The sequence below is a fragment of the Pseudomonas sp. URIL14HWK12:I5 genome, from assembly GCF_900176445.1.
Taxonomy (GTDB): Bacteria; Pseudomonadota; Gammaproteobacteria; order Pseudomonadales; family Pseudomonadaceae; genus Aquipseudomonas; species Aquipseudomonas monteilii.
Map to the genome: position 1 here is coordinate 59,260 of NZ_FWXQ01000014.1, position 21,753 is coordinate 81,012.

General features: G+C 59.7%; 23 protein-coding genes and 1 pseudogene. 9 read left to right on the forward strand and 15 right to left on the reverse strand.

Features of this window, described 5'->3' with window-relative positions:
• Window positions 1–134: 134 nt before the first annotated feature.
• The 6 genes from B9A31_RS25885 to sfnG all read right to left on the reverse strand — a co-directional run bounded on the left by B9A31_RS25885 (window position 135) and on the right by sfnG (window position 5,001).
• Window positions 135–1,292 carry a glutathionylspermidine synthase family protein gene (locus B9A31_RS25885; RefSeq protein ID WP_019098737.1) on the reverse strand — a complete coding sequence of 386 codons (1,158 nt, stop codon included), beginning with the start codon at window positions 1,290–1,292 and terminating at the stop codon, window positions 135–137.
• 2 nt (window positions 1,293–1,294) lie between these two features.
• Complete coding sequence (locus B9A31_RS25890; protein WP_084297522.1) at window positions 1,295–2,020, reverse strand: DUF1190 domain-containing protein; 726 nt, start codon at window positions 2,018–2,020, stop codon at window positions 1,295–1,297.
• Window positions 2,021–2,036: 16 nt separating this feature from the next.
• Window positions 2,037–2,462 carry a DUF350 domain-containing protein gene (locus tag B9A31_RS25895; RefSeq protein ID WP_016714946.1) on the reverse strand — a complete coding sequence of 142 codons (426 nt, stop codon included), beginning with the start codon at window positions 2,460–2,462 and terminating at the stop codon, window positions 2,037–2,039.
• A gap of 12 nt (window positions 2,463–2,474) precedes the next feature.
• On the reverse strand, window positions 2,475–3,053 hold the full coding sequence (locus B9A31_RS25900) for a DUF2491 family protein (protein WP_084297523.1): 579 nt from the start codon (window positions 3,051–3,053) through the stop codon (window positions 2,475–2,477).
• 177 nt (window positions 3,054–3,230) lie between these two features.
• On the reverse strand, window positions 3,231–3,812 hold the full coding sequence (locus B9A31_RS25905) for a hypothetical protein (protein ID WP_025754442.1): 582 nt from the start codon (window positions 3,810–3,812) through the stop codon (window positions 3,231–3,233).
• Window positions 3,813–3,906: 94 nt separating this feature from the next.
• Window positions 3,907–5,001, reverse strand: a complete 1,095-nt coding sequence (sfnG, locus tag B9A31_RS25910) for a dimethylsulfone monooxygenase SfnG (protein WP_084297524.1) — start codon at window positions 4,999–5,001, stop codon at window positions 3,907–3,909.
• Window positions 5,002–5,197: 196 nt separating this feature from the next.
• Between sfnG and B9A31_RS25915 the strand changes: the two genes are divergently transcribed.
• Entirely contained in the window at window positions 5,198–5,389 is a 192-nt protein-coding gene (locus B9A31_RS25915) for an acetyl-coenzyme A synthetase N-terminal domain-containing protein (protein ID WP_231115651.1), read from the forward strand.
• 224 nt (window positions 5,390–5,613) lie between these two features.
• Here the strand turns inward: B9A31_RS25915 and B9A31_RS25920 are convergent, their stop codons facing one another.
• From B9A31_RS25920 to B9A31_RS25945, 6 genes are all read right to left on the reverse strand, one after another.
• Window positions 5,614–6,123, reverse strand: a complete 510-nt coding sequence (locus tag B9A31_RS25920; RefSeq protein WP_019098731.1) for a ProQ/FinO family protein — start codon at window positions 6,121–6,123, stop codon at window positions 5,614–5,616.
• A gap of 113 nt (window positions 6,124–6,236) precedes the next feature.
• Window positions 6,237–6,791 carry a helix-turn-helix domain-containing protein gene (locus B9A31_RS25925; protein ID WP_019098730.1) on the reverse strand — a complete coding sequence of 185 codons (555 nt, stop codon included), beginning with the start codon at window positions 6,789–6,791 and terminating at the stop codon, window positions 6,237–6,239.
• A gap of 144 nt (window positions 6,792–6,935) precedes the next feature.
• Complete coding sequence (locus B9A31_RS25930; RefSeq protein ID WP_016714939.1) at window positions 6,936–8,294, reverse strand: aspartate aminotransferase family protein; 1,359 nt, start codon at window positions 8,292–8,294, stop codon at window positions 6,936–6,938.
• A gap of 68 nt (window positions 8,295–8,362) precedes the next feature.
• A complete protein-coding gene (locus tag B9A31_RS25935; protein ID WP_019098729.1) occupies window positions 8,363–9,136 on the reverse strand; it encodes a gamma-glutamyl-gamma-aminobutyrate hydrolase family protein in 774 nt (257 codons plus the stop codon).
• 73 nt (window positions 9,137–9,209) lie between these two features.
• Window positions 9,210–10,556, reverse strand: coding sequence for a glutamine synthetase family protein (locus B9A31_RS25940; protein WP_025754444.1), 1,347 nt, complete (start codon window positions 10,554–10,556; stop codon window positions 9,210–9,212).
• 27 nt (window positions 10,557–10,583) lie between these two features.
• On the reverse strand, window positions 10,584–11,138 hold the full coding sequence (locus tag B9A31_RS25945) for a helix-turn-helix domain-containing protein (RefSeq protein WP_019098727.1): 555 nt from the start codon (window positions 11,136–11,138) through the stop codon (window positions 10,584–10,586).
• Between the two features lie 215 nt (window positions 11,139–11,353).
• On the opposite strand from B9A31_RS25945, the gene B9A31_RS25950 reads away from it, so the two are divergent.
• Complete coding sequence (locus B9A31_RS25950; RefSeq protein WP_084297525.1) at window positions 11,354–12,247, forward strand: LysR substrate-binding domain-containing protein; 894 nt, start codon at window positions 11,354–11,356, stop codon at window positions 12,245–12,247.
• A gap of 99 nt (window positions 12,248–12,346) precedes the next feature.
• Window positions 12,347–13,051 (forward strand): SDR family oxidoreductase, encoded by a 705-nt coding sequence (locus B9A31_RS25955; RefSeq protein WP_084297526.1) that lies wholly within the window; start codon window positions 12,347–12,349, stop codon window positions 13,049–13,051.
• A gap of 52 nt (window positions 13,052–13,103) precedes the next feature.
• Here the strand turns inward: B9A31_RS25955 and B9A31_RS25960 are convergent, their stop codons facing one another.
• On the reverse strand, window positions 13,104–13,820 hold the full coding sequence (locus B9A31_RS25960; protein ID WP_026020450.1) for a murein L,D-transpeptidase catalytic domain family protein: 717 nt from the start codon (window positions 13,818–13,820) through the stop codon (window positions 13,104–13,106).
• Window positions 13,821–13,905: 85 nt separating this feature from the next.
• Complete coding sequence (locus B9A31_RS25965; RefSeq protein WP_025754447.1) at window positions 13,906–14,940, reverse strand: L,D-transpeptidase; 1,035 nt, start codon at window positions 14,938–14,940, stop codon at window positions 13,906–13,908.
• 262 nt (window positions 14,941–15,202) lie between these two features.
• On the opposite strand from B9A31_RS25965, the gene B9A31_RS25970 reads away from it, so the two are divergent.
• The 6 genes from B9A31_RS25970 to B9A31_RS25990 all read left to right on the forward strand — a co-directional run bounded on the left by B9A31_RS25970 (window position 15,203) and on the right by B9A31_RS25990 (window position 20,940).
• Window positions 15,203–16,723: an NCS1 family nucleobase:cation symporter-1 gene (locus B9A31_RS25970; protein ID WP_027609675.1), complete on the forward strand. Its 1,521-nt coding sequence runs from the start codon at window positions 15,203–15,205 to the stop codon at window positions 16,721–16,723.
• Between the two features lie 85 nt (window positions 16,724–16,808).
• The gene (locus B9A31_RS25975; RefSeq protein WP_084297527.1) at window positions 16,809–17,198 is read left to right on the forward strand and encodes a GFA family protein; all 390 of its coding nucleotides are present in this window, start codon (window positions 16,809–16,811) and stop codon (window positions 17,196–17,198) included.
• Window positions 17,199–17,382: 184 nt separating this feature from the next.
• On the forward strand, window positions 17,383–17,712 hold the full coding sequence (locus tag B9A31_RS25980) for a hypothetical protein (RefSeq protein ID WP_019098722.1): 330 nt from the start codon (window positions 17,383–17,385) through the stop codon (window positions 17,710–17,712).
• A gap of 198 nt (window positions 17,713–17,910) precedes the next feature.
• Window positions 17,911–18,780, forward strand: coding sequence for an AraC family transcriptional regulator (locus B9A31_RS25985; RefSeq protein ID WP_027615688.1), 870 nt, complete (start codon window positions 17,911–17,913; stop codon window positions 18,778–18,780).
• Window positions 18,781–19,301: 521 nt separating this feature from the next.
• Window positions 19,302–19,907, forward strand: a complete 606-nt coding sequence (locus B9A31_RS27150) for a hypothetical protein (protein ID WP_143512100.1) — start codon at window positions 19,302–19,304, stop codon at window positions 19,905–19,907.
• Window positions 19,894–20,940 (forward strand): DUF262 domain-containing protein, encoded by a 1,047-nt coding sequence (locus B9A31_RS25990; protein ID WP_084297528.1) that lies wholly within the window; start codon window positions 19,894–19,896, stop codon window positions 20,938–20,940. The genes B9A31_RS27150 and B9A31_RS25990 overlap by 14 nt, the downstream gene beginning before the upstream one ends.
• Window positions 20,941–21,034: 94 nt before the next feature.
• Here B9A31_RS25990 and B9A31_RS25995 read toward each other — a convergent pair.
• A pseudogene (locus tag B9A31_RS25995) lies at window positions 21,035–21,410 on the reverse strand (DUF4113 domain-containing protein); the annotation flags it as partial.
• Window positions 21,411–21,753: the final 343 nt, after the last annotated feature.

Sequence of the window (21,753 nt, forward strand, 5' to 3'; positions counted from 1 at the left end):
TGGCGGCCTCCTTGCCGACGGCCGTGCATCTGCGTGCACTGGTCCGAAGGCATCCTGCAAGCATGGCACTTGTGGCGCCAGAGGGATGCATGCGAACGACCAGGCGCGTCCTGAAACCGACCTGCGGTGATGGCTTAGCCAAGCACGACATGCGGCAAGAACCGCGAGCTGTCCTTGGTAATCAGCGAGTCATCCTCACGAATGCCGATCCCCGCCGCGCGGTCGCCCACCACCCACGAACCGATCAGGGTGTAGCTGTCGGCAAACCTGGGCAACGGTGCGAAGGCCTGGAGGATGTACGGCGCATCGTTGTACGGGCCGTCCTCGAATACCCGCCGGCCATCGGCAGTATGGATATCGACATTCGCCCCTTCTCGCGAAAAGTAAGGTTTGCGCACCCAGCCCCTGGGCACCGGGCCAGCCGGGGCGTCATCCAGGAACGCCGGCAACAGGTTGGGGTGCCCGGCATGCCACTCCCACAGCAACGGCAAGATGCCTTTGTTGGAGATCAAAGCCTTCCACGGCGGCTCGAAAAACTGCGTGTTGCAGCCGGGGATGGCCTGGCCGAATTGCTCACGGAAAATGTGCTCCCAGGCATGCAACTTGAACAACCGTGATATCGGCCTGCCGGCCAGGTCGACAAAACGCCCGTCGCCGTCCAGGCCGATGTCTTCCAGGTCAATGTGCCGGGTAGGAATGCCGGCGTGCCCGGCCATCTTGCGCAGGAAGTCCGTGGTGCCGCGGTCCTCCACCGAACCTGCGATGGTGGAAAAGTAAAACGTGCCCTGCCCCGGCAGCGCGATGAACGCTTGCACCAGGTCTTCGGCCAGGGTGTTGAACTGGCTGGCATGGCCTGGCAGCACACCCCGTTCGATCTGCTCCTCCAGCCAGATCAGCTGGAAGGCTGCCGTTTCGTACAGCGAGGTGGGCGTGTCATAGTTGGCCTCGATCAGCTTGGCCGGCCCTTGGCCGTCGTAGCTGAAATCGAAGCGCCCATAAAGGTGCGGCTGCCGCGCCTTCCACGAACGGCGCACCAGGTCAAAGAACGCAGGCGGGATCGCCAGCCGCGTCATCAGTGCCTCGCTGTCGACGATGCGATCAACGGCGTCCAGGCACATGGCGTGCAGTTCTTCTGTCGGGGCCTGCAAGTCACGCACGACCTGGGTTTCGGAAAACCGGTAGTAACTGCGCTCGTCCCAGTAACGCTCCCCCTCGATGGTATGGAAGGCAAACCCTTCGCGCAGGGCAGTGGCACGCCAGCCTGGGCGTTCATCCAGCTCGACCTTGTGCATGTTCAGCCCCCGAAGAAACTGCCGGAGCGGCCGCCCCAACCACTGCGCGCAGTGGCTTGGCCGCCGAAGCCACCACGGGTGATCGACGCCGACTGCGCCGAGCGAGGTTCGTTGCGCCCCCAGGCGCCGGAACCCCCGCCGCCGCCACCCGACGTCGTGCCACTTTCCTCTTCCCTGGCAACGCCACGGATACCACCGGCCGAACCATAACGCCGCCCGAGCAGGCCCATGCGCTGGCCCGTACCCTCACGGTAGGCATACAGCGGCTGGGCGCTATAACGGCGACCGGCGCTGCTGGCCATCTGTCCCAGCAACATGCCGGCCACCGCAGCCGACGCGACATGGCCATAGCCACCGCCTTGGGCATACCCCGCATCGAGCTGCGACTGGGTCACTTCACCGCTGGTTTGCAATTCGAAACCGCTCATGCGCGGCATGTACCGGCCATCACGCGCTGGTTGGCAGCCGTCCGGGCTGAAGTCTGCCTCGCACGCCGTTTTGAAGGCATAGCTCGGCGCGCTGCGGCGATATTCAACCAAGGCCTGCTGGTAGGCATCAGCACACGCCGGGGCAGGCACCTTGTCACTGACACAGGCTTCGACACTGTCGTAATTGACCTGCTGGCTGACCGTGTACAAATCTTCGTGCGGACCGCAGGCAGACAAGGCCAGCGGCAGCGAGCCGGCCAGCACCAGCTTGACGGAGCTTCTTCGCATAGGGGTGTTCATCAAGGCTCCTGGCGCGTCAGGCCGATGGGGTCATGCAGGCCGAGTTGAGAAAGCCCACGCTGATTGCCACGCTGGCCGCGTAGATGGCCGCCGCCAGTTCACCCTGGACGATGCGTCTGGACAAGTCGCGCAGCACCAGGCTGGTGATGCCGAAGGCCACCAGTTGCACCACGGCGGCGATGACCACCCAGGCGATAAAGTCGAGAATGCCGACGCTGTAGGCGATGATGTTGCTGGCCGGCAACGAAAAGCCGATCAGTGAGCCACCCAGGGCAACGGCTGCCGCCGGATTGTTCTCGCGGATGAGCGCAAACTCACGGTGAGGGGTGAGCCGGGTGTAGATGAACTGGAACAGCCAGAACACCAACAGGGCCACGCTGATATAGAGAATGAAGCCGGTCACCGCTGAAGCGTTGAGCGACAGGCGCAGTGCGTCGAGCATGGGAAATCCTTGTCAGGTTACGTAAAAATCGCCGGGGAACAGGGTGGCGCCAAGCGAAGTGGTGAAGGTCAGGTTGCCCTGCTCATCTTCCTCGATCGACAACAGCAGGAATTCGCGGCGCTCCGGCAGGCCGGTGTCGCGGGCGTAAAGCATCGACAGGTGGCTGATACCGTAGCGGGCACTCTGGTTGACGACCTGCTCATGCAGGGATACCAAAGGCGCCTTGCCTTGCTCACGGCCCCACTGGCGGGAGTACAGATAACCATCGTGCTCGAAGATCGGCATGCCGACGCTGGATTGGCTGCCAACCACTTGCTGCAAGTGGGCTTGATCGCGGACCGGTATCGCGCTGTGGTAGCCAAACAGCACGGTATCGCCGGCCTCGTTGCCGTTCATCAGCACTTGCAGCCAGTAATCTTCATCATCCAGATAGAAGCGCTTGAGCTGCACGGCCTCACCGAGGTCGACTTCACCCAAGGCACAGACCGCTTGCGCGTCGGGTACCTGAAGTTCGGAATAACCGTCGAGCAGGGGCTTCAACGCAGGGGACGGGTTGAATAGACGGCCGATGAACAGGCCAAAGGGCGACATGACAACTCCTGGAATGCATCCTTGCAGGGGGCGCTACCTTAGCGGGTCCGAGCGGCCAGGCCAATAAACAAAGCGTTTAGGCTGGCCGCTAAAGACCGGCCCGCCCAGCAACAACGTCAGAAGGCTCCCGCAACGTCCCAGGCGATGGCCAAGGTCGGCAAGGGGGTGGGCTTGCGATCAAGGCGCGCCTTTCCCCTCCACCGCCTTGGCGGTTTCAATCAGCTTGTCGAACTTGCGGTTCAATTGGGCAAACTTCTCGTCACTCTTGGCCCGGGCCTTGATGTTTCCGGCCGAGCTGGCCTTGTCGGCAATGGTCACCACGGTCCAGTCCCAGTCTTTGGAGACCCAGTAAACCAGCTCACCCTCTGCAGAAAACGCTTCCAGCCGGCCACCGGTATTCGGCACTCGCTTGGCCTGCTTCGTCATCGGCAGCAGTTGCTGGACCCGCGCCTCGTCAATGGTATCCAGCCGTACCTCGACCTGGCGAAGCTGGTCAGCGTCATTGAACGACGCTTTCACCTGTGAAACGGGAACACCGCCCAGGCTGTAGTCGCCCTTGGGATTGGTGCCCTGATAAAACTCGGTGGGCACCTGATAGTGATAGCCCGTGAAATGCTCAACCTCGCCGAATTGCTGCTGCAGAATGGCCAGGACCTGGGCCTTGGGCATGCCGAGGGTAAACTGGCCAACCTCAAGCGCCGACCAGGCTTGCAAGGGGAAAATCGCGCAGGCGAACAGGAGCGGTAAGGTCCGTTTCATGGGGTAGTCTTCCTTGAAGTAAGCCCGTCAACCTAACCCCTGCACGACAATCCGACAATACTGGCAGGGTGCCAAGCCCTCCCTGCCCCCGGCCTCAGGCTACTGCTTTGTCCAGGCCACGCTCGGCTTCCAGCGCCCGCACCAGCGGCAATACATGCTCGCCGAAGTACGCCACTTCCTCCTGGAAATGCAGGAAGCCGGAGAGGATCAAATCCACCCCCACCGCCTTCAACGCGACGATGCGTTCGGCAATTTGCTGCGGTGTGCCGATCAGGTTGGTCTTGAAGCCGTCGTTGTATTGCACCAGGTCCTCGAAGCTGGACTTGGCCCAGTTGCCCTCGCCCTCCGGGCTGGCCGAACCGGCATGCTTGACCTCCTGGCCGAACGCGCGTACCGCCTCGGGGTTGGCCTTGTCGATGATCTCTTGCAGCACCGCACGCGCTTCTTCCTCGGTATCGCGGGCAATGATGAAGGCATTCACCCCGATCTTTACCGAGTGGCCGTTGGCCGCCGCCTTGGTGCGGATGTCGTCCACTTGGGCCTTGATCCCTTCCACGCTGTTGCCGTTGGTGAAGTACCAGTCCGACACCCGCGCGGCCATGTCCCGTGCCGCACGCGAACTGCCGCCCTGGAAGATTTCCGGGTGCGGTTGCTGCAGCGGCTTGGGTTTGAGGTTGTAGTTACGGAAGCGGTAAAAGTCGCCGTTGAAGGTGAAGTTGTCCTGGGTCCAGATGCCCTTCAACGCGCGGATGAATTCTTCAGAGCGGCGATAGCGCTCGTCGTGATCCAGCCAAGGCTCACCGATGGCATGGAACTCGCCCTTGAACCAGCCCGAAACCACGTTGATGGCGATACGGCCCTGGGTGAACTGGTCGATGCTCGCCAGCTGCTTGGCCGCCAGCGCCGGGTTCCACGGGCCTGGCAGGATGGCGGCGATGACCTTGAGTTTTTCCGTGGCGGCCAGCAGCGCGTGGCTGATGGTGACGGACTCATGCTGGTTGTCGGCGCCATAGCCCGCTGTGAAACGGATTTGCGACAGGGCGTAATCGAAACCGGATTTTTCCGCGATTTGCGCCAGCTTGCGGTTGTAGTCGATGTCCCAGCTGGTGCGCTGCTCGATGGTGCTGACCACCAGGCCACCGCTGACGTTGGGGACCCAGTAGGCGAACTTGATTGGGGTGTGGCTCATGGGGAGGCTCCTTGACAATACTTGGGGTTCAAGGAGTTGGGAGCAGCAAACATGCCAACCTATAAATACATATAAATCAATAAGTTAACAAAAATAAAAACCTGTCCAGGTGCACTTCAGGCAGCAGACTGTCGATCCACTGTTGCCCCCGCAACAGCACGCCTGAGAAGCCCCGCCAAGCGACCATCCGCACTGACTGGGAGGATTACAGCAGGCCTACGCCCGCGCTGCCGACGACCCCGAGGGATTCTGGCGCAAACAGGTCGCCGCGCTGGACTGGCATCGCTTTGCGCAACAGATCTTCACAGTCCGGGCCGACGGCAGCGGCCAGTGGTTTGCCGATGGCCAGCTCAACACCTGCCAGCTGGCCGTCGTCAGGCCGCGTTAACGGTGACCATTTGCGTCGCCATGTTCCCGGCCCATCTTGGTTGCCCAAGGCCGCACCACAGACAACGAGCTGAGGATGAACGCGTTGAATCCTCGCCCCGATTTGCTCAAGGCAAAAGCCGCCAGCTATCGCGAGCGCTGGCCATGGCTTGCCTTGGTCGAGTGAAGGCCTACGCCACTGCCTTACTCACGTTGGCCTTGCGCCAGGCAAGCCGCCCGGGCGTGTCAGTCGGCGGCGGGGGCCGCTGCGGTGTCGGTGGCGGGGGCCGGAGCCTGCGCTTTCGACTTCGCACGGTTGCGACGGTCCTGGCTGCGCTGCCGCGATGCCTGCTGCTTGGCATGCAGTGCCTGAGCGGCGGTCACAGTACCAGCGGCTTGGCCGGTCAAGTCCACGCGTGGTGCGTTCTCGACCATGCTTGCCCAGTACCGGGCCCCCCGGCACCAGGTCGAGATGCCCAGCTTGAGCTGTTCACGGGTTAGCCCGAGCAGCTCCAGGTGTTGCTCAGCATCCTTGAAAATGCCCTCTTTGAGCGGCACCTTGGGGGCCGGGTTGACCGGGAAGGCCAACGGAAAATGCTTCTGCAATGGCCAGATCGCCGCGACCGCCGGATCCTGCTCGCGCGGTTTCGCCTGCGGGGACGGCTTGCGCTTGGGCTGTTTCGGGCTCTCGGCCTTTACCTGCTGTTTTTCCGCCCGCAGGCGGTCGCGTAGCGCTGCTAGTTGTTCAAAACCCATCGTTCAGTTCACTGCTTAGAAGTTGATTGCGTGGCGCAAGGATACCCTATGCAGCCCTGACAGTGTTTGCAGGTCATCTTTCCTGGCCAACCGAGACACGCCGAGCGGGCCTCTCAGCTGAATACCCAGAGTACCCGCGTGGGCTTGTCGGTAAGGTTGGCATAACGAAAACTGGCGTGGGGTTGCAGCTGAAAGCTGTCATTGGCGCACAGCGTTACCGGCTCACCGCCGCCCAGCCACACGGTCAGTTCACCTTCGAGCACGAAGCAGCCCTGCTCCGAGCTGTCGTCCAGGTACTCCTCGCCGCTGCTGGCCCCCGGCTCCAGATGGCTATCGAGCATGGAGAACGCGCCCGATATGGTGGGGGACGCCAGTACATCGGTGATGCCGCCTGCCAGGTGAAGCGTGCGACGCTCGTGCGGGCGGGTGACCCAGTCGAGCTCGCGGGGTTTTTCCAGCTTGTAGAAGTAGGCGGTCGAGACACCCAGCGCTTCGCTGATGGCGGTAAGGTCGGCCACGGTCGGGCGTGATACACCCCGCTCGACCTGGGACAGAAAGCCCACCGAACGGCCGATTCGCTGGGCCAGATCGCCCAGGGTCAGGCCTTTGAACTTGCGCAGGTCGCGAATCAGTACTGCCAGGCCTTCGATTTCTTCGTGCACTTTCATAGTTGAATCGCGACTTTCAGACAGGAAATGAATGCCCTGAAAATTACATGATCCGACTCGCAAAGCAAAATGCTTCACAGGTGTACTTCTTGCCAGCCAGGCAAACCGGGGCCGCCTTGCGACCCCGGTGCAGCCAACGGCCGCTTAGCGAACAGCCTCGTACGTCAGGTCCAGGCACTTGCGGGCCTTTTCCACCAGTTCGTCAATTTCCTCGATGCTGATCACCAGCGGTGGGGCGATGATCATGGTGTCGCCCACGGCGCGCATGATCAGGCCGTTGTCGAAGCAGTGCTGGCGGCAGATCATGCCCACGCCCTTGCCTTCGTAACGGGCGCGGGTGGCCTTGTCTTTCACCAGCTCGATCGCACCGAGCATGCCCAGGCCACGCACTTCGCCTACCAGCGGATGGTCGGCCAGCTCGCGCAGGCGTTGTTGCAGGTACGGCGCGGTTTTATCGTGCACTTGCTGGATGATCTGCTCGTCACGCAGGATGCGCAGGTTCTCCAGGCCCACCGCCGCCGCCACCGGGTGGCCGGAATAGGTGAAACCGTGGTTGAAGTCGCCACCTTCGCTGAGTACCTGGGCCACTTCGTCACGCACGATCACCCCGCCCATGGGGATGTAGCCAGAGGTCAGGCCCTTGGCGATGGTCATCAGGTCGGGCTTGAGGTCGTAGTAGTCGGTCCCGAACCACTCACCGGTACGGCCAAAGCCGCAAATCACTTCGTCGGCGACGAACAGGATGTCGTACTTGGCGAGGATCTCCTTCACCTTCGGCCAATAGGTCTGCGGCGCAATGATAACGCCACCGGCGCCCTGGATCGGCTCGGCGATGAAGGCGGCAACGTTGTCTTCGCCAACTTCGAGGATCTTCTTCTCCAGCTGCTCGGCCGCCCACACGCCGAAGTCGGCCTCGGTCATGTCGCCACCTTCGCCGAACCAGTAAGGCTGCGGAATGTGCACGATGTCCGGAATCACCCCGCCCTGCTGGTGCATGCCGCTCATGCCGCCCAGGGCGGCGCCTGCCACCGTAGAGCCGTGGTAACCGTTGATGCGGCCGATGATCACCTTCTTGCTCTTCTGGCCCTTCAGCGCCCAGTAATGGCGGACCATGCGCAGCACGGTATCGTTGCCTTCGGAGCCGGACCCCGTGAAGAACACATGGTTCATGCCTTGCGGGGCCACATCGGCGATCGCCTTGGCCAGCTCCAGCGCAGGCGGGTGAGCGGTCTGGAAGAACAGGTTGTAGTAAGGCAGTTGCTTCATCTGCTGGCTGGCGACTTCGGCCAGCTCATCGCGACCATAGCCAACCGCCACGCACCACAGGCCGGCCATGCCATCGAGAATCTTGTTGCCTTCGCTGTCCCACAGGTACACGCCCTTGGCCGAGGTGATGATGCGCGGGCCTTTCTCGGCCAGTTGCTTCACATCGCTGAACGGCGCCAGGTGGTGGTCGCGGCTCATGGCCTGCCAGGCCAGGGTTTGCGAATTCTGTTCACTCATTGCTTTCACTCCATCGCGTTGCGCAGCAAGGCTGCGCAGGTACTTTTTCTAGTTGGGAAAGGTCGCTTTCAGGCAGACAGCAACAGCTTCTGGCGCAATACCGAGCGCTGCCGGCAGGCCTTGCCGAAGGACTGGAAGAGGGTCAGGTAGTGCGGGTTGTCCATGACCTGGAACTCAGGGTGCCATTGCACCGCAAGGGCAAAACCCTTGCCGTTCTCGACCGAAATCGCTTCCACCAGGCCATCGGGTGCCAGCGCTTCCACCCTCAGCCCCGGGGCCAGCACATCAATGCCCTGACCATGGATGGAATTGACATCGAAGATCGCCGGCAAACCCATGCGGTCGAGCAGGCCGCCAGGCTCTACATGCATGGTGTGGCGCGGGCCATACTGCTTTTCGATGGGCTCGCCCTTGCCTTCACGGTGGTCCATGAACACCCCGGCCTCGTGCACCTTCTGGTGCAGGGTGCCGCCCAGTGCCACGTTCATTTCCTGAAAACCGCGGCAAATGCCGAGTACCGGCACACCGGCAGCGATAGCCGCACGCATCAGCGGCAACGTGGTGGCATCACGCAGAGGGTCGTGATGGGTGCCCTCGGCACTGGCCGGGCCGTTGTAGTGAAACGGCTCGATGTTGGACGGCGAGCCGGTGAAGATCAGCCCGTCCACCACGTCGAGAATATCGGCGCTGTCCATCAGCTCACCGAGGCTGGGTATCACGATGGGCAAGCCACAGGCCGCCTTGGCCGCCGCGCGTGCATACTTCTCGGCGATGGTCTGGGTGGCATGCTGCTCAATCATGCTGGTGCATGCGGTAATGCCAATAACGGGCACACGTGGCATATCTTCCTCCGGCAAATCGGTATTGCGCGTGGTGTTTGAACGTTGAAAGGCGTCGCTGTAAGAACGGCGCCAGCTACAGGAACCAGCGGTATTCGCGGGCATCGATGTGGCGCATGAAATCCAGTTGCTCCTGGTATTTGTTTTCGCAATACACCATCACGAACTCACTGCCCAAACCCTGGTTGACCACCGGGTGGTGACGCATGGCGGCCAACGCACCGAGGGCATCCTTGGGGAAGTCGATGCCGCTCTGGCGGTTGTCGTTCAGCGGGGCGATGGGCTCGACGCCGCGGTCCAGGCCATGCTCCATGCCGGTCAGGATGGCCGCCAGCACCAGGTACGGGTTGGCATCGGCGCCCGCCAGGCGGTGTTCGATGCGCAGGTTGCGCGGGTCGGACTCGGGGATGCGAATGCACGCATCACGGTCTTCGAAGCCCCAGCTGGCCTTGCTCGCCGCGTTGACCATGGCGCCATAGCGGCGATAAGCATTGTGGTTGGGGGCGAAGATCGGCATGCAGTGCGGCAGCAATTCCAGGCACCCGGCTACCGCATGGCGCAGCTTGCGCTGTTCGGCACCTGCAAGGATGTTATTGCCAGCGCTGTCGTACAGGCTGACGTGCACATGCATGCCGCTGCCTGGTGCATCCAGGTACGGCTTGCTCATGAAGCTGGCACGGTAGCCGTGCTTCATCGCGATACCCCGGGTACTGCGGCAGAACAGCGCCGACCAGTCCGCCGCACTCAGGGCATCGTCGCTGTGGGAGAAGTTGATCTCGAACTGGCCTGGGCCCAGCTCCGCCGTGATGACGTTCGCTGGCACACCCTGCTCGTTGGCGCCATCCACCATTTCGTGCAGCACTGACGAGAAACGCGACAGCCGCTCGATGTGCATGTTCGGCTGATCGTCTTCATCCCCGGTCGCCGTGTCACGTGGGTACTGCGGCAGGCCGTTATCCAGCTGGCGGTCGAACAGGTAGAACTCCAGCTCAAAGGCCACCACCGGGCGAATGCCACGCTTGGCCAGGCGTTCGATAACGCGGGCCAGCACCTCACGGGGCTCGAACTCGATCGGCTGGGCGGTGCCGTCGGAGGTAATCAGCATCTGGGCGACCGCTTCCTTTTCCCAGCGCACCGGTTTCAGGGTGCCGGGCACCAGGCGCCGGGCGGCGTCCGGGTCGCCGTCGGCGAAGCAGTAGTCACCAATCGGGTAGAGCCCACCCTGGGTACCGAGCAGCACGCAGTTCTGTGGCAGCTTCAGAGGGGCGCCGGCGGCGACCTTTTCCAGCATGTCCATGGGGTAACGCTTGCCGTAGAAGTGCCCGGGGATATCCAGCGCAATCAGGTCGACATAACGTATGGCCGGGTGCTGCGCCCGGAACGCGCGCACTTCAGTCAGCAGATCCGGAAAGATGACACTCATCTTCTTATCCTTGTGAGTTGAACGAATTCAATTGAAGACCCAGAGCACGCGGGTGGGTTTTGCCGTCAGGTTGGCGTAACGGAACTGCGCGTGGGGTTGCAGCTGGAAGCAGTCGTTGGCCTGAAGGGTCACGGCCTCGCCTTGGTCCAGCCATACCGTGAGCTCACCTTCGAGCACGAAGCAGCCCTGCTCGGAACGGTCGCTCAGGTACGCCTCGCCACTGGTGGCGCCGGGTTCGAGATGGCTGTCGAGCATGGAGAAGGCGCCGGCGATGGTGGGCGACGCCAGCACATCGGTGATGCCCGACTCCAGATACAGCGTGCGCCGCTCGTGGGGGCGCGTGACCCAGCCGATGCTGCGGGGCTTGTTCAGGTTGTAGAAGTACGCGGTCGACACGCCGAGCGCTTCGCTGATGGCGGTGAGGTCGGCCACGGTCGGGCGCGAAACACCGCGTTCGACCTGAGAGAGGAACCCAACCGAGCGGTTGATGCGCTCGGCCAGCTCACCCAGGGTCAGGTTCTTGAATTTGCGCAGGTCGTGAATAAGGATCGCGAGGGCTTCAACCTCTTCGTGCATCTTCATCGTTTCGGACTGCCGTGAAATTTTTAGAGTTATTTTTCATGAAAAATTACATGAAAAAATTCACGAGTCAAGCACAGCGATGCAAATGTGCAGCCGATAACGGCGTGGCTTAAGGGAAACGGCGCTGGATTGGCTGCGGTGGCGTGGGTTTCTTTAATGGTGCTCAGGGAGTAGCCTCGGCATTGAATCTTTGCAGCCCGGCCACCTCCATCGTCATGCCAAACGGTTTCCCTGACTTACCCTCACTCAACGCGCTACGTGTGTTTGAAGTGGTTGCCCGCCACCTCAACTTCCGCTTGGCTGCCGAGGAGCTGGGGGTGACCCAGGCAGCCGTTGCTCAGCAGATACGCGGGCTGGAAGCAAGCCTGAACCTTCGTTTGTTCGAGCGCCTGCCCCGGGGCCTGGCTCTGACCGATGCGGGCCTGGGTTATAGCGGCAGCATTCGCAGTGCCTTGGCGATGATCGATGAGGCAACCCGCCTGTTGCGCCCGCAGACGTCTCACCTGACGGTCAGCGTTACCCCCACCTTTGCCTCGAAATGGCTTATTCCCAGGCTCGGCAACTTTGCGCAAAGCCACCCGGACATCGATCTGCGGGTGCTGGCCACCGATCGGCTGTCTCACTTCAGTACCGACGGCGTGGATATCGCGGTGCGCTATGGAAAGCCCGAAATTGGCGCGGGGTTGAACAGCGAACTGTTGATGGAGCAGCACATCGTCGCCGTGGCCTGCCCAGCGTTGTTCGAGGGCACCAACATCCCCACCTGCTTCGAGCAGCTGCAAGCGTTCATCATGCTTCACGATGCCCATGACTTCTGGCCCAGGTACCTTGCGGCCGTGTTCCCGCGCCACGCCCAACCGACCGCCAGAAACCTGCGGTTCAACCAGACTTCATTGGCTATTGATGCCGCCATCAGTGGTCAGGGCATTGCGTTGGCCAGCCTGGCATTCGTCGGTGACGACATTGCCGCAGGCAGGCTGATTCAGGTCTTCGACCAGCCGCTCCGGCTGGACAAGTCGTTCTACCTGGTGTGGCCGCGCAAGCTGCAGCAGCCTGAGGCGCTTGACGTGGTTCAACACTGGCTAAAGCAGCAGGCTGGCAATAGTTAATCTACTGTCACGGTAAAGTTTGCCTGCCTCCCTCGCCACTGGGGCTACTGCTAAGGTAAGTGCACCTAAGCAATCAGCCGTTTCAGTTCTGGAGGCAGCATGTCAGTAGAAAAAGTTGCGATTATTACCGCCGGCGGTAGCGGCATGGGCGCTGCAGCAGCACGTCGCCTGGCCGCTGACGGGTTCAAGGTTGGCATCCTTTCTTCATCGGGCAAGGGTGAGGCGCTGGCTGCCGAGCTTCGCGGCATTGGTGTAACCGGCAGCAACCAGTCGGTCGAAGACTTGCAACGCCTGGTCGACGCCGTGGTGGAAAAATGGGGCCGTATCGACGTGCTGGTCAATAGCGCCGGCCATGGGCCGCGCGCGCCGATCCTGGAGATCAGCGACGAGGACTGGCACAAGGGCATGGACACCTACCTGCTCAATGTCATTCGCCCGACGCGTCTGGTAACGCCTTTCATGCAGCGCCAGAAGGGTGGCGTTATCATCAACATTTCCACCGCCTGGGCGTTCGAGCCGAGCGAACTGTTCCCGACGTCTGCCGTTTTCCGCTCGGGCCTGGCCGCATTCACCAAGATCTTCGCCGACAACTTCGCCGGGGATAACGTGCGGATCAACAATGTCCTGCCCGGCTGGATCGACAGCCTGCCAGCCACCGAACAACGCCGCGACAGCGTGCCGCTCAAGCGTTATGGCACCAGCGAGGAAATCGCCGCCACCATTGCGTTTCTTGCCAGCGACGGCGCGGCCTACATCACGGGGCAGAACATCAGGGTTGATGGCGGTGTGACACGTAGCGTTTAGGGGCTCATGCAGCTCATTACGCTGGACGGACAGGGTTGGCCCGCCACTTCCCCTACTTGCTGGCAATCGACTGATTCGCCAGCGGGCAGCTCTGGGCGTTAAGAAAACGCGATGTTTTCAGCCAGTCCTGCTGGGGGTAATAGGCGAACACATAGCTACCGCGTTGCAGCGTCTCGATCAGCTTGCCGGCAATGGCCGGCCGCACAGCCGGGCACCCCTGGCTGCGCCCCAGACGACCGAGGCCAGGTACCACCTTGGGGTCGGCGTACGCGGCGGCATGCATCACAATCGCCCGCGACATGCTGTTGTCATTGAACCCCGGTTCCAGCCCCTGCAGGCGCAGCGAGCGGCCGTGCTTGCCACTGTAGGTCTGGCCGGTCTCATACAGGCCGATAGACGACTGGTAGCTGTTCGGCGCGTTGGAAAACGCAGTCGGTACATCGGCGCCGCTGTTCTTGCCATGGGCGACCCATTCCTCGAACAACAGCTTCCTGGCACGCAGGTCGAACACCCACAAACGTTTATCACGCGAGGCCTTGGAGTAATCGATCACCGTCAGCAACTTGTCCGCATCGCTGTGGCTGGCGCATGCATAGGCGGTGAGTGCCAAGGCCAGGGTCGAGAGGCTGGCGCTCGGTGCCAACTGCTGCAGCTCGGCGGCACTCGGCAGAGGTTGCGCGTGGGCGGCTTGCCAGGCGCTGAGAAAAAACAGGCCAATACTGGCCAACGAGAGCCGCGCGGCTCCCCGCAATGGTTTGAAGATCGACATGGATTACCCTGATGAAAACCTGGCCGTTGTTGCCGTGATTGCAGCCAAAAGCGGCTACTTTGCTTGATTCCTGCAGCATTGCCGATCATTTCTTGACCAATGGTTTAACGTCTTCACTGCCTTCGGTGCTGATTACCGTGAATTGTCCATTGCTGCGGGTATCCCGGGTGGATGCCCAGTCGGTGATCACCAGCATCGTGCCAACGTCCATCGCCGCCCGTAAATGGCGGCGGAATTCCGGGTTGATGCTCAATTGGCCCAATTGTTCATAGGGCGTGTTCCCGTACTCCGGGTTGCTCAGGCCCACCACCGACCAATGCAAGGGCAGCGCGCCATCGAGTGCCGGGGCGGATGGCTTTTGCAGCAGGGAATACACCGCCATGCCACTGCGATGCTGGCTGCTTTCAAGCGAAAGCGCCGGTGCCGAGCCGACCAGCTGGCCACCGCGAAACACATACGCCCGCAAGTCGGCGCGGCTGATCAGGATCGACAGCGGCCCCGCCGTCGGGTCGGGGTCGTTCCAGAACTGTTGATTGCTCAATACCAACGGGCCTTGGGCTTTGCCATCGCTGACCGTGGGCGCCAGCACCCCGGGGTGGTAGACCTCCACCGGTGCACTGTGGGTGTCGGAAACGATGACCGTGGTCGAACTGAAACCGGTCACTTCGTACAGCTTCTTGGCAAAGTCCATGGGCAGCCGCACGCAACCATGCGAGGCGGGGTACCCCGGGAGGTGGCCAGCGTGCAGGGCAATGCCGTCCCAGGTCAGGCGCTCCATGTAGGGCATCGGCGCACTGTTGTAGAGGCTGGATTTATGCTCGACCTTTTTCTGCAGAATGCTGAATACCCCGGTGGGGGTTTCCCGGCCTGGCTTGCCGCTGCTCACGGTGCTGACGCCGATGGCGATGCCGTTACGGTACACATAGGCACGTTGCTCGGTAAGGCTGACCACGACAGTCACCGGCCCCACCGGCGAGACCTGCGGGTACCAGAGAAACTGCCCAGGCTTGAGGCTGTCGAGCTGGCTCCTGAGTTGGGCCGGGGTGGGGACCTGCAGGGGAGCCGCTTCGACCAAGGCGACGGCCATTAACAGACCCAGTCCGAGCGATACATGCAACATCGAATTGCCCCCTTGGAACCCTGCCCCCAGCTTAGTCGGAACACGCCCCGCAAAGCCAGCCGTTCACTGCGTCAACCTGCGCCAGCGGTAACAATTGCACACACGAATGTGCACGAACTTCCCACTTCAAGGCCCGATCCATCGCAGCAAAAGGCAGCAAAACGTCGAGAAAACGGCAAATCCCATGAAACCTACGGGTTGGTACGAATCTTGTTTGTATACAAATCCAACAATAAAAGTACACAACCATCATGGAGTTCCGATGGCGTCGATTTCACGTTCCGATGTTGGCCACCCTGACGCGCTACCGGTCGAAACGGCCGACCCCGTTCAGCTGGCATTGAGCCCGCGCCTGTACAGCGCCGACCTCGCGCCAACCCGCGCGGCAAATCGCACCTGGGGGCGCTACAGCCTGTTTGCGCTGTGGACCAACGATGTGCACAACATCGCCAACTACTCCTTCGCCATCGGCCTGTTCGCCCTGGGCATGAGCGGCGCGCAAATCCTTGGCGCCTTCGCCCTCGGCGCGCTGGTGATTTACGGCCTGATGAACCTGTCCGGCTACATGGGCCAGAAAACCGGCCTGCCCTACCCTGTGCTGTGCCGGATCAGCTTCGGCATCCACGGTGCACAGATCCCGGCCCTGATCCGCGCGGTGATCGCCATTGCCTGGTTCGGTATCCAGACGTACCTCGCCTCGGTAGTGCTGCGTGTGCTGCTCACCGCCATCGTGCCAGACCTCAAGGCCTACGATCAGAACGCAATCCTTGGCCTGTCGACACTGGGTTGGGTCACCTTCCTCGGCATCTGGTGCGTGCAGGTGGCGATCTTCGCCTACGGCATGGAGATGGTACGCCGCTTCGAGTCCATCACCGGGCCGATCATCCTGGTCGCATTCGCCTGCCTGGCGGGCTGGATGTACTGGCGCAGTGGCTTGTCGATTGCCTGGTCCAGCGGCAACGCACCGACCGGCTCGACCCTGTGGCTGAAAGTGCTCGGGGCCGCCGCCCTGTGGGTCTCGCTGTACGGCACCATGATCCTCAACTTCTGCGACTTCACCCGCAACTGCCCAGACCGGCGCACCATCAGCGTGGGCAACTTCTGGGGCCTGCCCGTGAACATGCTCGGCTTCGCGCTGATTGCCGTGGTACTCGCCGGTGCGCAGTTCAGCATCGACGGCAAGCTGGTGCAGGGCCCCACCGAAATCGTCGCCGCCATCCCCAGCACCGCCGGTTTGGTGCTGGCCTGCCTGGCCTTCCTGATCGTCACCGTGGCGGTGAACATCATGGCCAATTTCGTCGCCCCGGCCTACGTGCTCGCCAACCTGGCCCCGAACCTGCTGAACTTCCGCCGCGCGGGCCTGCTCAGCGCCGGCATCGCGGTGGTGATCCTGCCTTGGCACCTGTACAACAGCCCGTCCGTAATCGTGTATTTCCTCGGCGGCCTGGGCGCCCTGCTCGGCCCGCTGTACGGCATCATCGTCACCGACTACTACCTGGTGCGTCGCAGCCGGGTGAACCTGCCGCAGCTGTACAGCGAAAGCACCGAGGCCGCCTACCACTACAAGGGCGGGGTCAACCTGCGCGCCGTAGCGGCGTTCATCCCCGCTGCGCTGATCGCCATCGTGCTGGCGCTGGTGCCGGCGTTCGACACGCTGTCGCAGTTCTCGTGGTTCTTCGGCGCCGGTTTGGGCGGGTTGATTCATTACGCCATTGCCGATCGCAGTGCCAGGCATGCCGACGTTTCCGGTGAAAGCATTGCGGTGGATAGCGCGCAGCACTGAAAAGCTGCCAACAGGCCGCCCTGGCCAGTCGACGGATCAAGCCGGGGCAGTTACGCTGGCGCTTCCCACCTGCACGGAAGCGCCAGTGAAAGAGGCCTATCAAGGAAGCTGCCTGTGCGCAGCGGTCAGTTACCTGTTACTTACCCCACCCAAGGCAGTGAGCCATTGCCACTGCAGCCAGTGCCGCAAAAGCCACGGGGCCGCCTTCGCCTCATATGGCAGCGTTCCACGCAGCGGGCTGCGAATACTGCACGGCGCTGCCAGCCTCAAGGCCTTTGCCTCCTCACCCACAGTAGTGCGCGAGTTTTGCGCCGAGTGCGGCTCTAGCCTGTTCTGGTCACGTTCCCAGGGCGAGTTTGCCGATTGGGTTTCGATCGCGCTGGGCACGCTTGATACACCGTTTCTGCCCAAAAAGCAGAAACACCTTCATGTCGACTCTGCTGCCCCCTGGTACACAGCCTGTAGTGCTGACTGAAACTCACGGCAGCACTGCCAGGGCGATACCAAAAGCGCGGTAGCAATTGCCCTTAAGGGTGCAACTTTGATGATCTAGCCCGGTCTGTATAGTCCCGCCGGACACCCCACACCCGGTGCGAATGCCCATGGACCGGCGTCTTCATGATGCCTCTTGATCACAAACGAACCGATAAGGAAATCTCATGCGTACATTCAAATACGTGCTCGCGGCGTTGCCATTCTTTGTTCTGGCCGGCTGCGGCAACGACGCACTGGAAGGGACTTACGAAGCGACCACCACTGTGATGGGTTTCAAAAGCCCCAAGCAGAAATGGGAGTTCTCCAAGGACTACATCATCGCCAACGGCAGCAAGGTCAAGGTTGAAGAATGGGAGCGCAAGGATGATGTGGTCACTGCGCGCAACAAGGACGGGCTTGCACTGATCAACGTGCGGGTACTGGAGGGCGGCAAGCGCCTGGAAGCCGTTGGCGGCAGCGACATGGCCAAGAACGAGTTCGTGCGTGTGGATTGATCCACCTGTCAGCCAGCGTTCAAAGGGCCGCGTTGCGGCCCAATTTGCCTAACGGGTCGGCATTGCATTAAACCCGCGAACACGGGCGCCCTCCATGGCATGGTCAAACGTATTCTTGATTGAGCAATCACGGCTAGGCACTTCGATGCCTGAACAACGGATGCTAGCGCTCACCGCACCTTCCGGAGATTCCGTTCGTTGACTGACTCACAGCACAACCCTACCTACGCAAAACGGTTCGAAGCCGTGCTTGCCTATATCGACAGCCACCTTGAAGGCGACCTGTCGGTGAATGCCCTGAGCCGCATCGCCAACTTCTCGGCGTATCACTTTCATCGGCAATTCACGGCATACATGGGCGTTCCGGTTACACGGTATGTGCAACTGATGAGGCTTCGACGTGCGGCGCATCAACTGGTCGCCTCGCCCACAACGCCCGTACTGGAAGCCGCATTCGGCGCCGGCTTCGAAAGCCCCGAAGCCTTTTCCAGGGCGTTCAAGCGTGCGTTCGGCATGGCGCCGAGCGTTTTTGCCAAAGCGCCGAACTGGCAGGCCTGGAGTGCGGTGTTCGTTGTGCCTCACTTAACCAGGAGTATCACCATGCAGATCCGTATCGTGGATTTCGCCGAAACCCGCGTGGCCGCGCTTGAACACCGAGGGGCGCCAAGCCTGGTCGGCGAAAGCGTCGCGCGCTTTCGCCAATGGCGCATGCACAGCGGCCAGTCGCCAGTGGCGACCAGCCGCACCTTCGGCATCCCCTACGACAACCCCGACACCACGCCGGCCCACGCCTTTCGCTTCGCTGTTTGTGGCGAGCTGGACGAGGCCGTAAAGCCCAATGATTTCGGCGTGCACGAACGGGTCATCCCGGCGGGGCGTTGTGCCGTGATTCGGCATACCGGCTCACCTGACTACATTGGTGAGACCATTTATCCGCTTTATCGGGACTGGTTGCCGTCGAGTCAAGAAGAGCTGCGGGATCATCCGTTGTTCTTTCAGTACCTGAGTGTGTACCCGGAAACGCCGCTGGAGCAGTGGGAGACGGATGTTTATGTGCCGTTGAAGTAAGTCTGGCCGTGGGCAGCGGGCAACGCCAGTCATCACAGGACCAGACGCATGGCAGGCCGAATTGGTAGACTATGCCCATTCCCCAAATCTCCCCGGCGTCGGGCAACCAAGCCGGGTATCAGACACGTGCCCCAGATGCCTCAAGAATTAGCTGAAATTCAATGTGCGGAACCGTTCCGACGGTTCAGCATTGCACCGATGATGGATTGGGGATACTTTTGCTACAGAGCCCTATTTACTTGAGCTTCAGGCTGATTGTACGCATTGCGTACCATTTTTGTACCACTCAATATTGAGCCGCGCTCCGACAATCTATGCCCGTCCACTGGGAGTACATGCTGATGGCGCGATAGGAAATTGCCATCATTACCTTGCCAAAATTTGCCCCTTGGTGTAATGCTATCCTACCGAACCAACTGAGATGGGCTGTAAGAACCACTTCTAATTTACCTCGCTAACGCGCCCCCATCCATTACGACTTATGTACACGTGACGTCTATAACCTTTTATCAGGCCAGACTATGGATAGTGCTGAATTACTAACAACACTTCGCTCTAATGGAGCAAAACACGTTTACAACCATTTATTGCTAGATGAAAACGTTTTTCTTCTTAGAAGGCTATTCCCTGACAATCACGCGGAAAAATATCACCAACTTAAAGTTGCCGCCGCTGAAGCACTTGACGTACCCACCAAAAATATTGCAATCGTTGGAAGCTCAAAAACCGGCTACTCGCTAACTCCAAATCGGAACTTCGCGCAAATAAGACCTGACTCCGACATAGACCTGGTCGTAGTTTCAAAAGAACTATTTGAACAGCTATGGAGAAGCCACCTCAACTACAAAAACAGCATCGAGCAGAGTAGGCAATACAGCTATTCAACTGTCGCAAAAAATATATTTAGGCATTTTGTTTCAGTTTCCGAAGATGAAATCGATTCGTCAATGCTTATTTATTTTTCAGAATGGATTAACAAAGTCGGAAAACTTAAAAGAGTTCTCGAACAACAATTCAAAATCAGCACCCCCCTAGAATATCGCGTGTATGATAGCTGGACTTACGTTGAGCAATACCATGTGACCGGACTCAACGCACTCATGGAGCATCACAATGAAAGTAATTGACAACACGACTGTTGAGTCCCGACCAATAAAATGGATTCTCGACGAGTTCAGAAAACAGAACCTGTACATTGATGACTCATTTCAACGAAACTATGTCTGGCTTAACAAAGACAGAATCTCGCTAATCGAAACAATTTTACTGGGCTACTCGATTCCTGAAATCTATCTTTGGGAAACAGATACAAACGCAGCAACCGGAGACACTCGCTATAGCATCATAGACGGCCAACAAAGAATTCGAACTATAAATCAGTTCATGGCCGGAGGTCTCAAGCTTACCGACTCAGGCCTTGAGTTCAAAAATCCTGATTACCGAAGAAAAGAGTTTGATGACTTAGGCGACTCCTATAAAAAGGATTTTTGGTCCTACAAAGTATCAGTGCGCTTTGTGAATAAAAATGTTCAGCGCGAGGAAATCATTAAAATGTTTCTTCGACTCAACAAAACCTCTAACGCTCTCAATCCACAAGAATTGAGGCACGCCGAGTTCCACGGACAATTCATAAGCGCTTCCTTTGAAATAGCAAGCCTTCCACATTGGCGCGAATGGGAAACCTTCACAGACCTTGAAATCAGGAGAATGAGCGACATTCAGTTTGCGAGCACTCTTCTAATCTATATTAGATCAGGCTTTGAAGACGAGACCACTCAATCCTCAATCAATAAATTCTATGACCTCCTCAATGAGAAATATCCAGGCAAAAAACAAGATATAGCCGCCACAAAAGACACTTTAGACTACATACGTGAGATTACATCCGAGTCACCAGATCTAGGGACCGCCTTGCAGAAAAAGACTCATGCCTACACTATCTTTACGTTAAGCAACCATTTGCTGAACATCAAACACCCAGTCTCCGGCGTGGGGAAGATGCTTGAAGCATGGTATGAGTGGCATGATCAGAAAGTCGCCCCACCACAGCATTACAAAGATCTTGTTACCGAGTACCGACGCCTGGCAGGATCTGGTGTCCAAAAGAAAACTAACCGTCAAAGACGCTTTGAGATTTTATGCGCCTATTTGAAGGTTTAAGACAAGCCCTCCGCGTTTGCGAACCGATAACCGTTGTGGAACAGCAGCGTCCAAGACGCGGGACGACCATGTCCTAATGGAATGATGGACGCTCTCACCAAACCCGCCACAGCTGATCAATCCGGGTTGTGTAAGAGCGACTCACCATCTCGCGCCGCATCCTCCAATCGGAGGGCTGGGGGACGCTGGCCGAACGCATCGTCCCCCCGGCCGTATATACCATTCATCTCGTCCAGTACCGACATCAGTCGGTCGCAGGCCACCAGCTGCGTCATCGCGAACAGATCGGCGGTGTCGCCTGACTGCCGTAAATCCATCAGCAGCACCACAGCTTTACTATATTGATGCCCTGGCCGGTAGACCTGTACCACCGCCGTGGTTGCCGCCCTGGTGAGTAGCAACGTATCGTTAGTGGGGTACGGCAGATCCACCAGAAGTCCGCGCGCGTACTTGGCTTCGTCAGGGCGCGGGGGGGGCGTTTGTTTTGAAATCGCTTCAGAGACTACCGGAGCCTCCACCACGGCCTAGCGGCGTGATAGCCTTTTGCCGTACAAATCATCAACCATCAAAGCGGCTGTTTAAAACATTCGATCTACATCAAAGCGTTAAGGATTTCGCATGGCAGAATTCGGTATTTCGGGCACGGTAGTTGTAAGATTGATAACTCCAATTTTGCTAGACCTCTATAAAAACGCGAAAGGTCAAATCCAAAAAGTACTGAATCGCCCCTGGTTTCGTAGACACCTCCAAGCCTCATAATGAGGCCCAAATAGGAGGTGCCATGAGTCGTCAGCGTTACCCTGAAGAATTCAA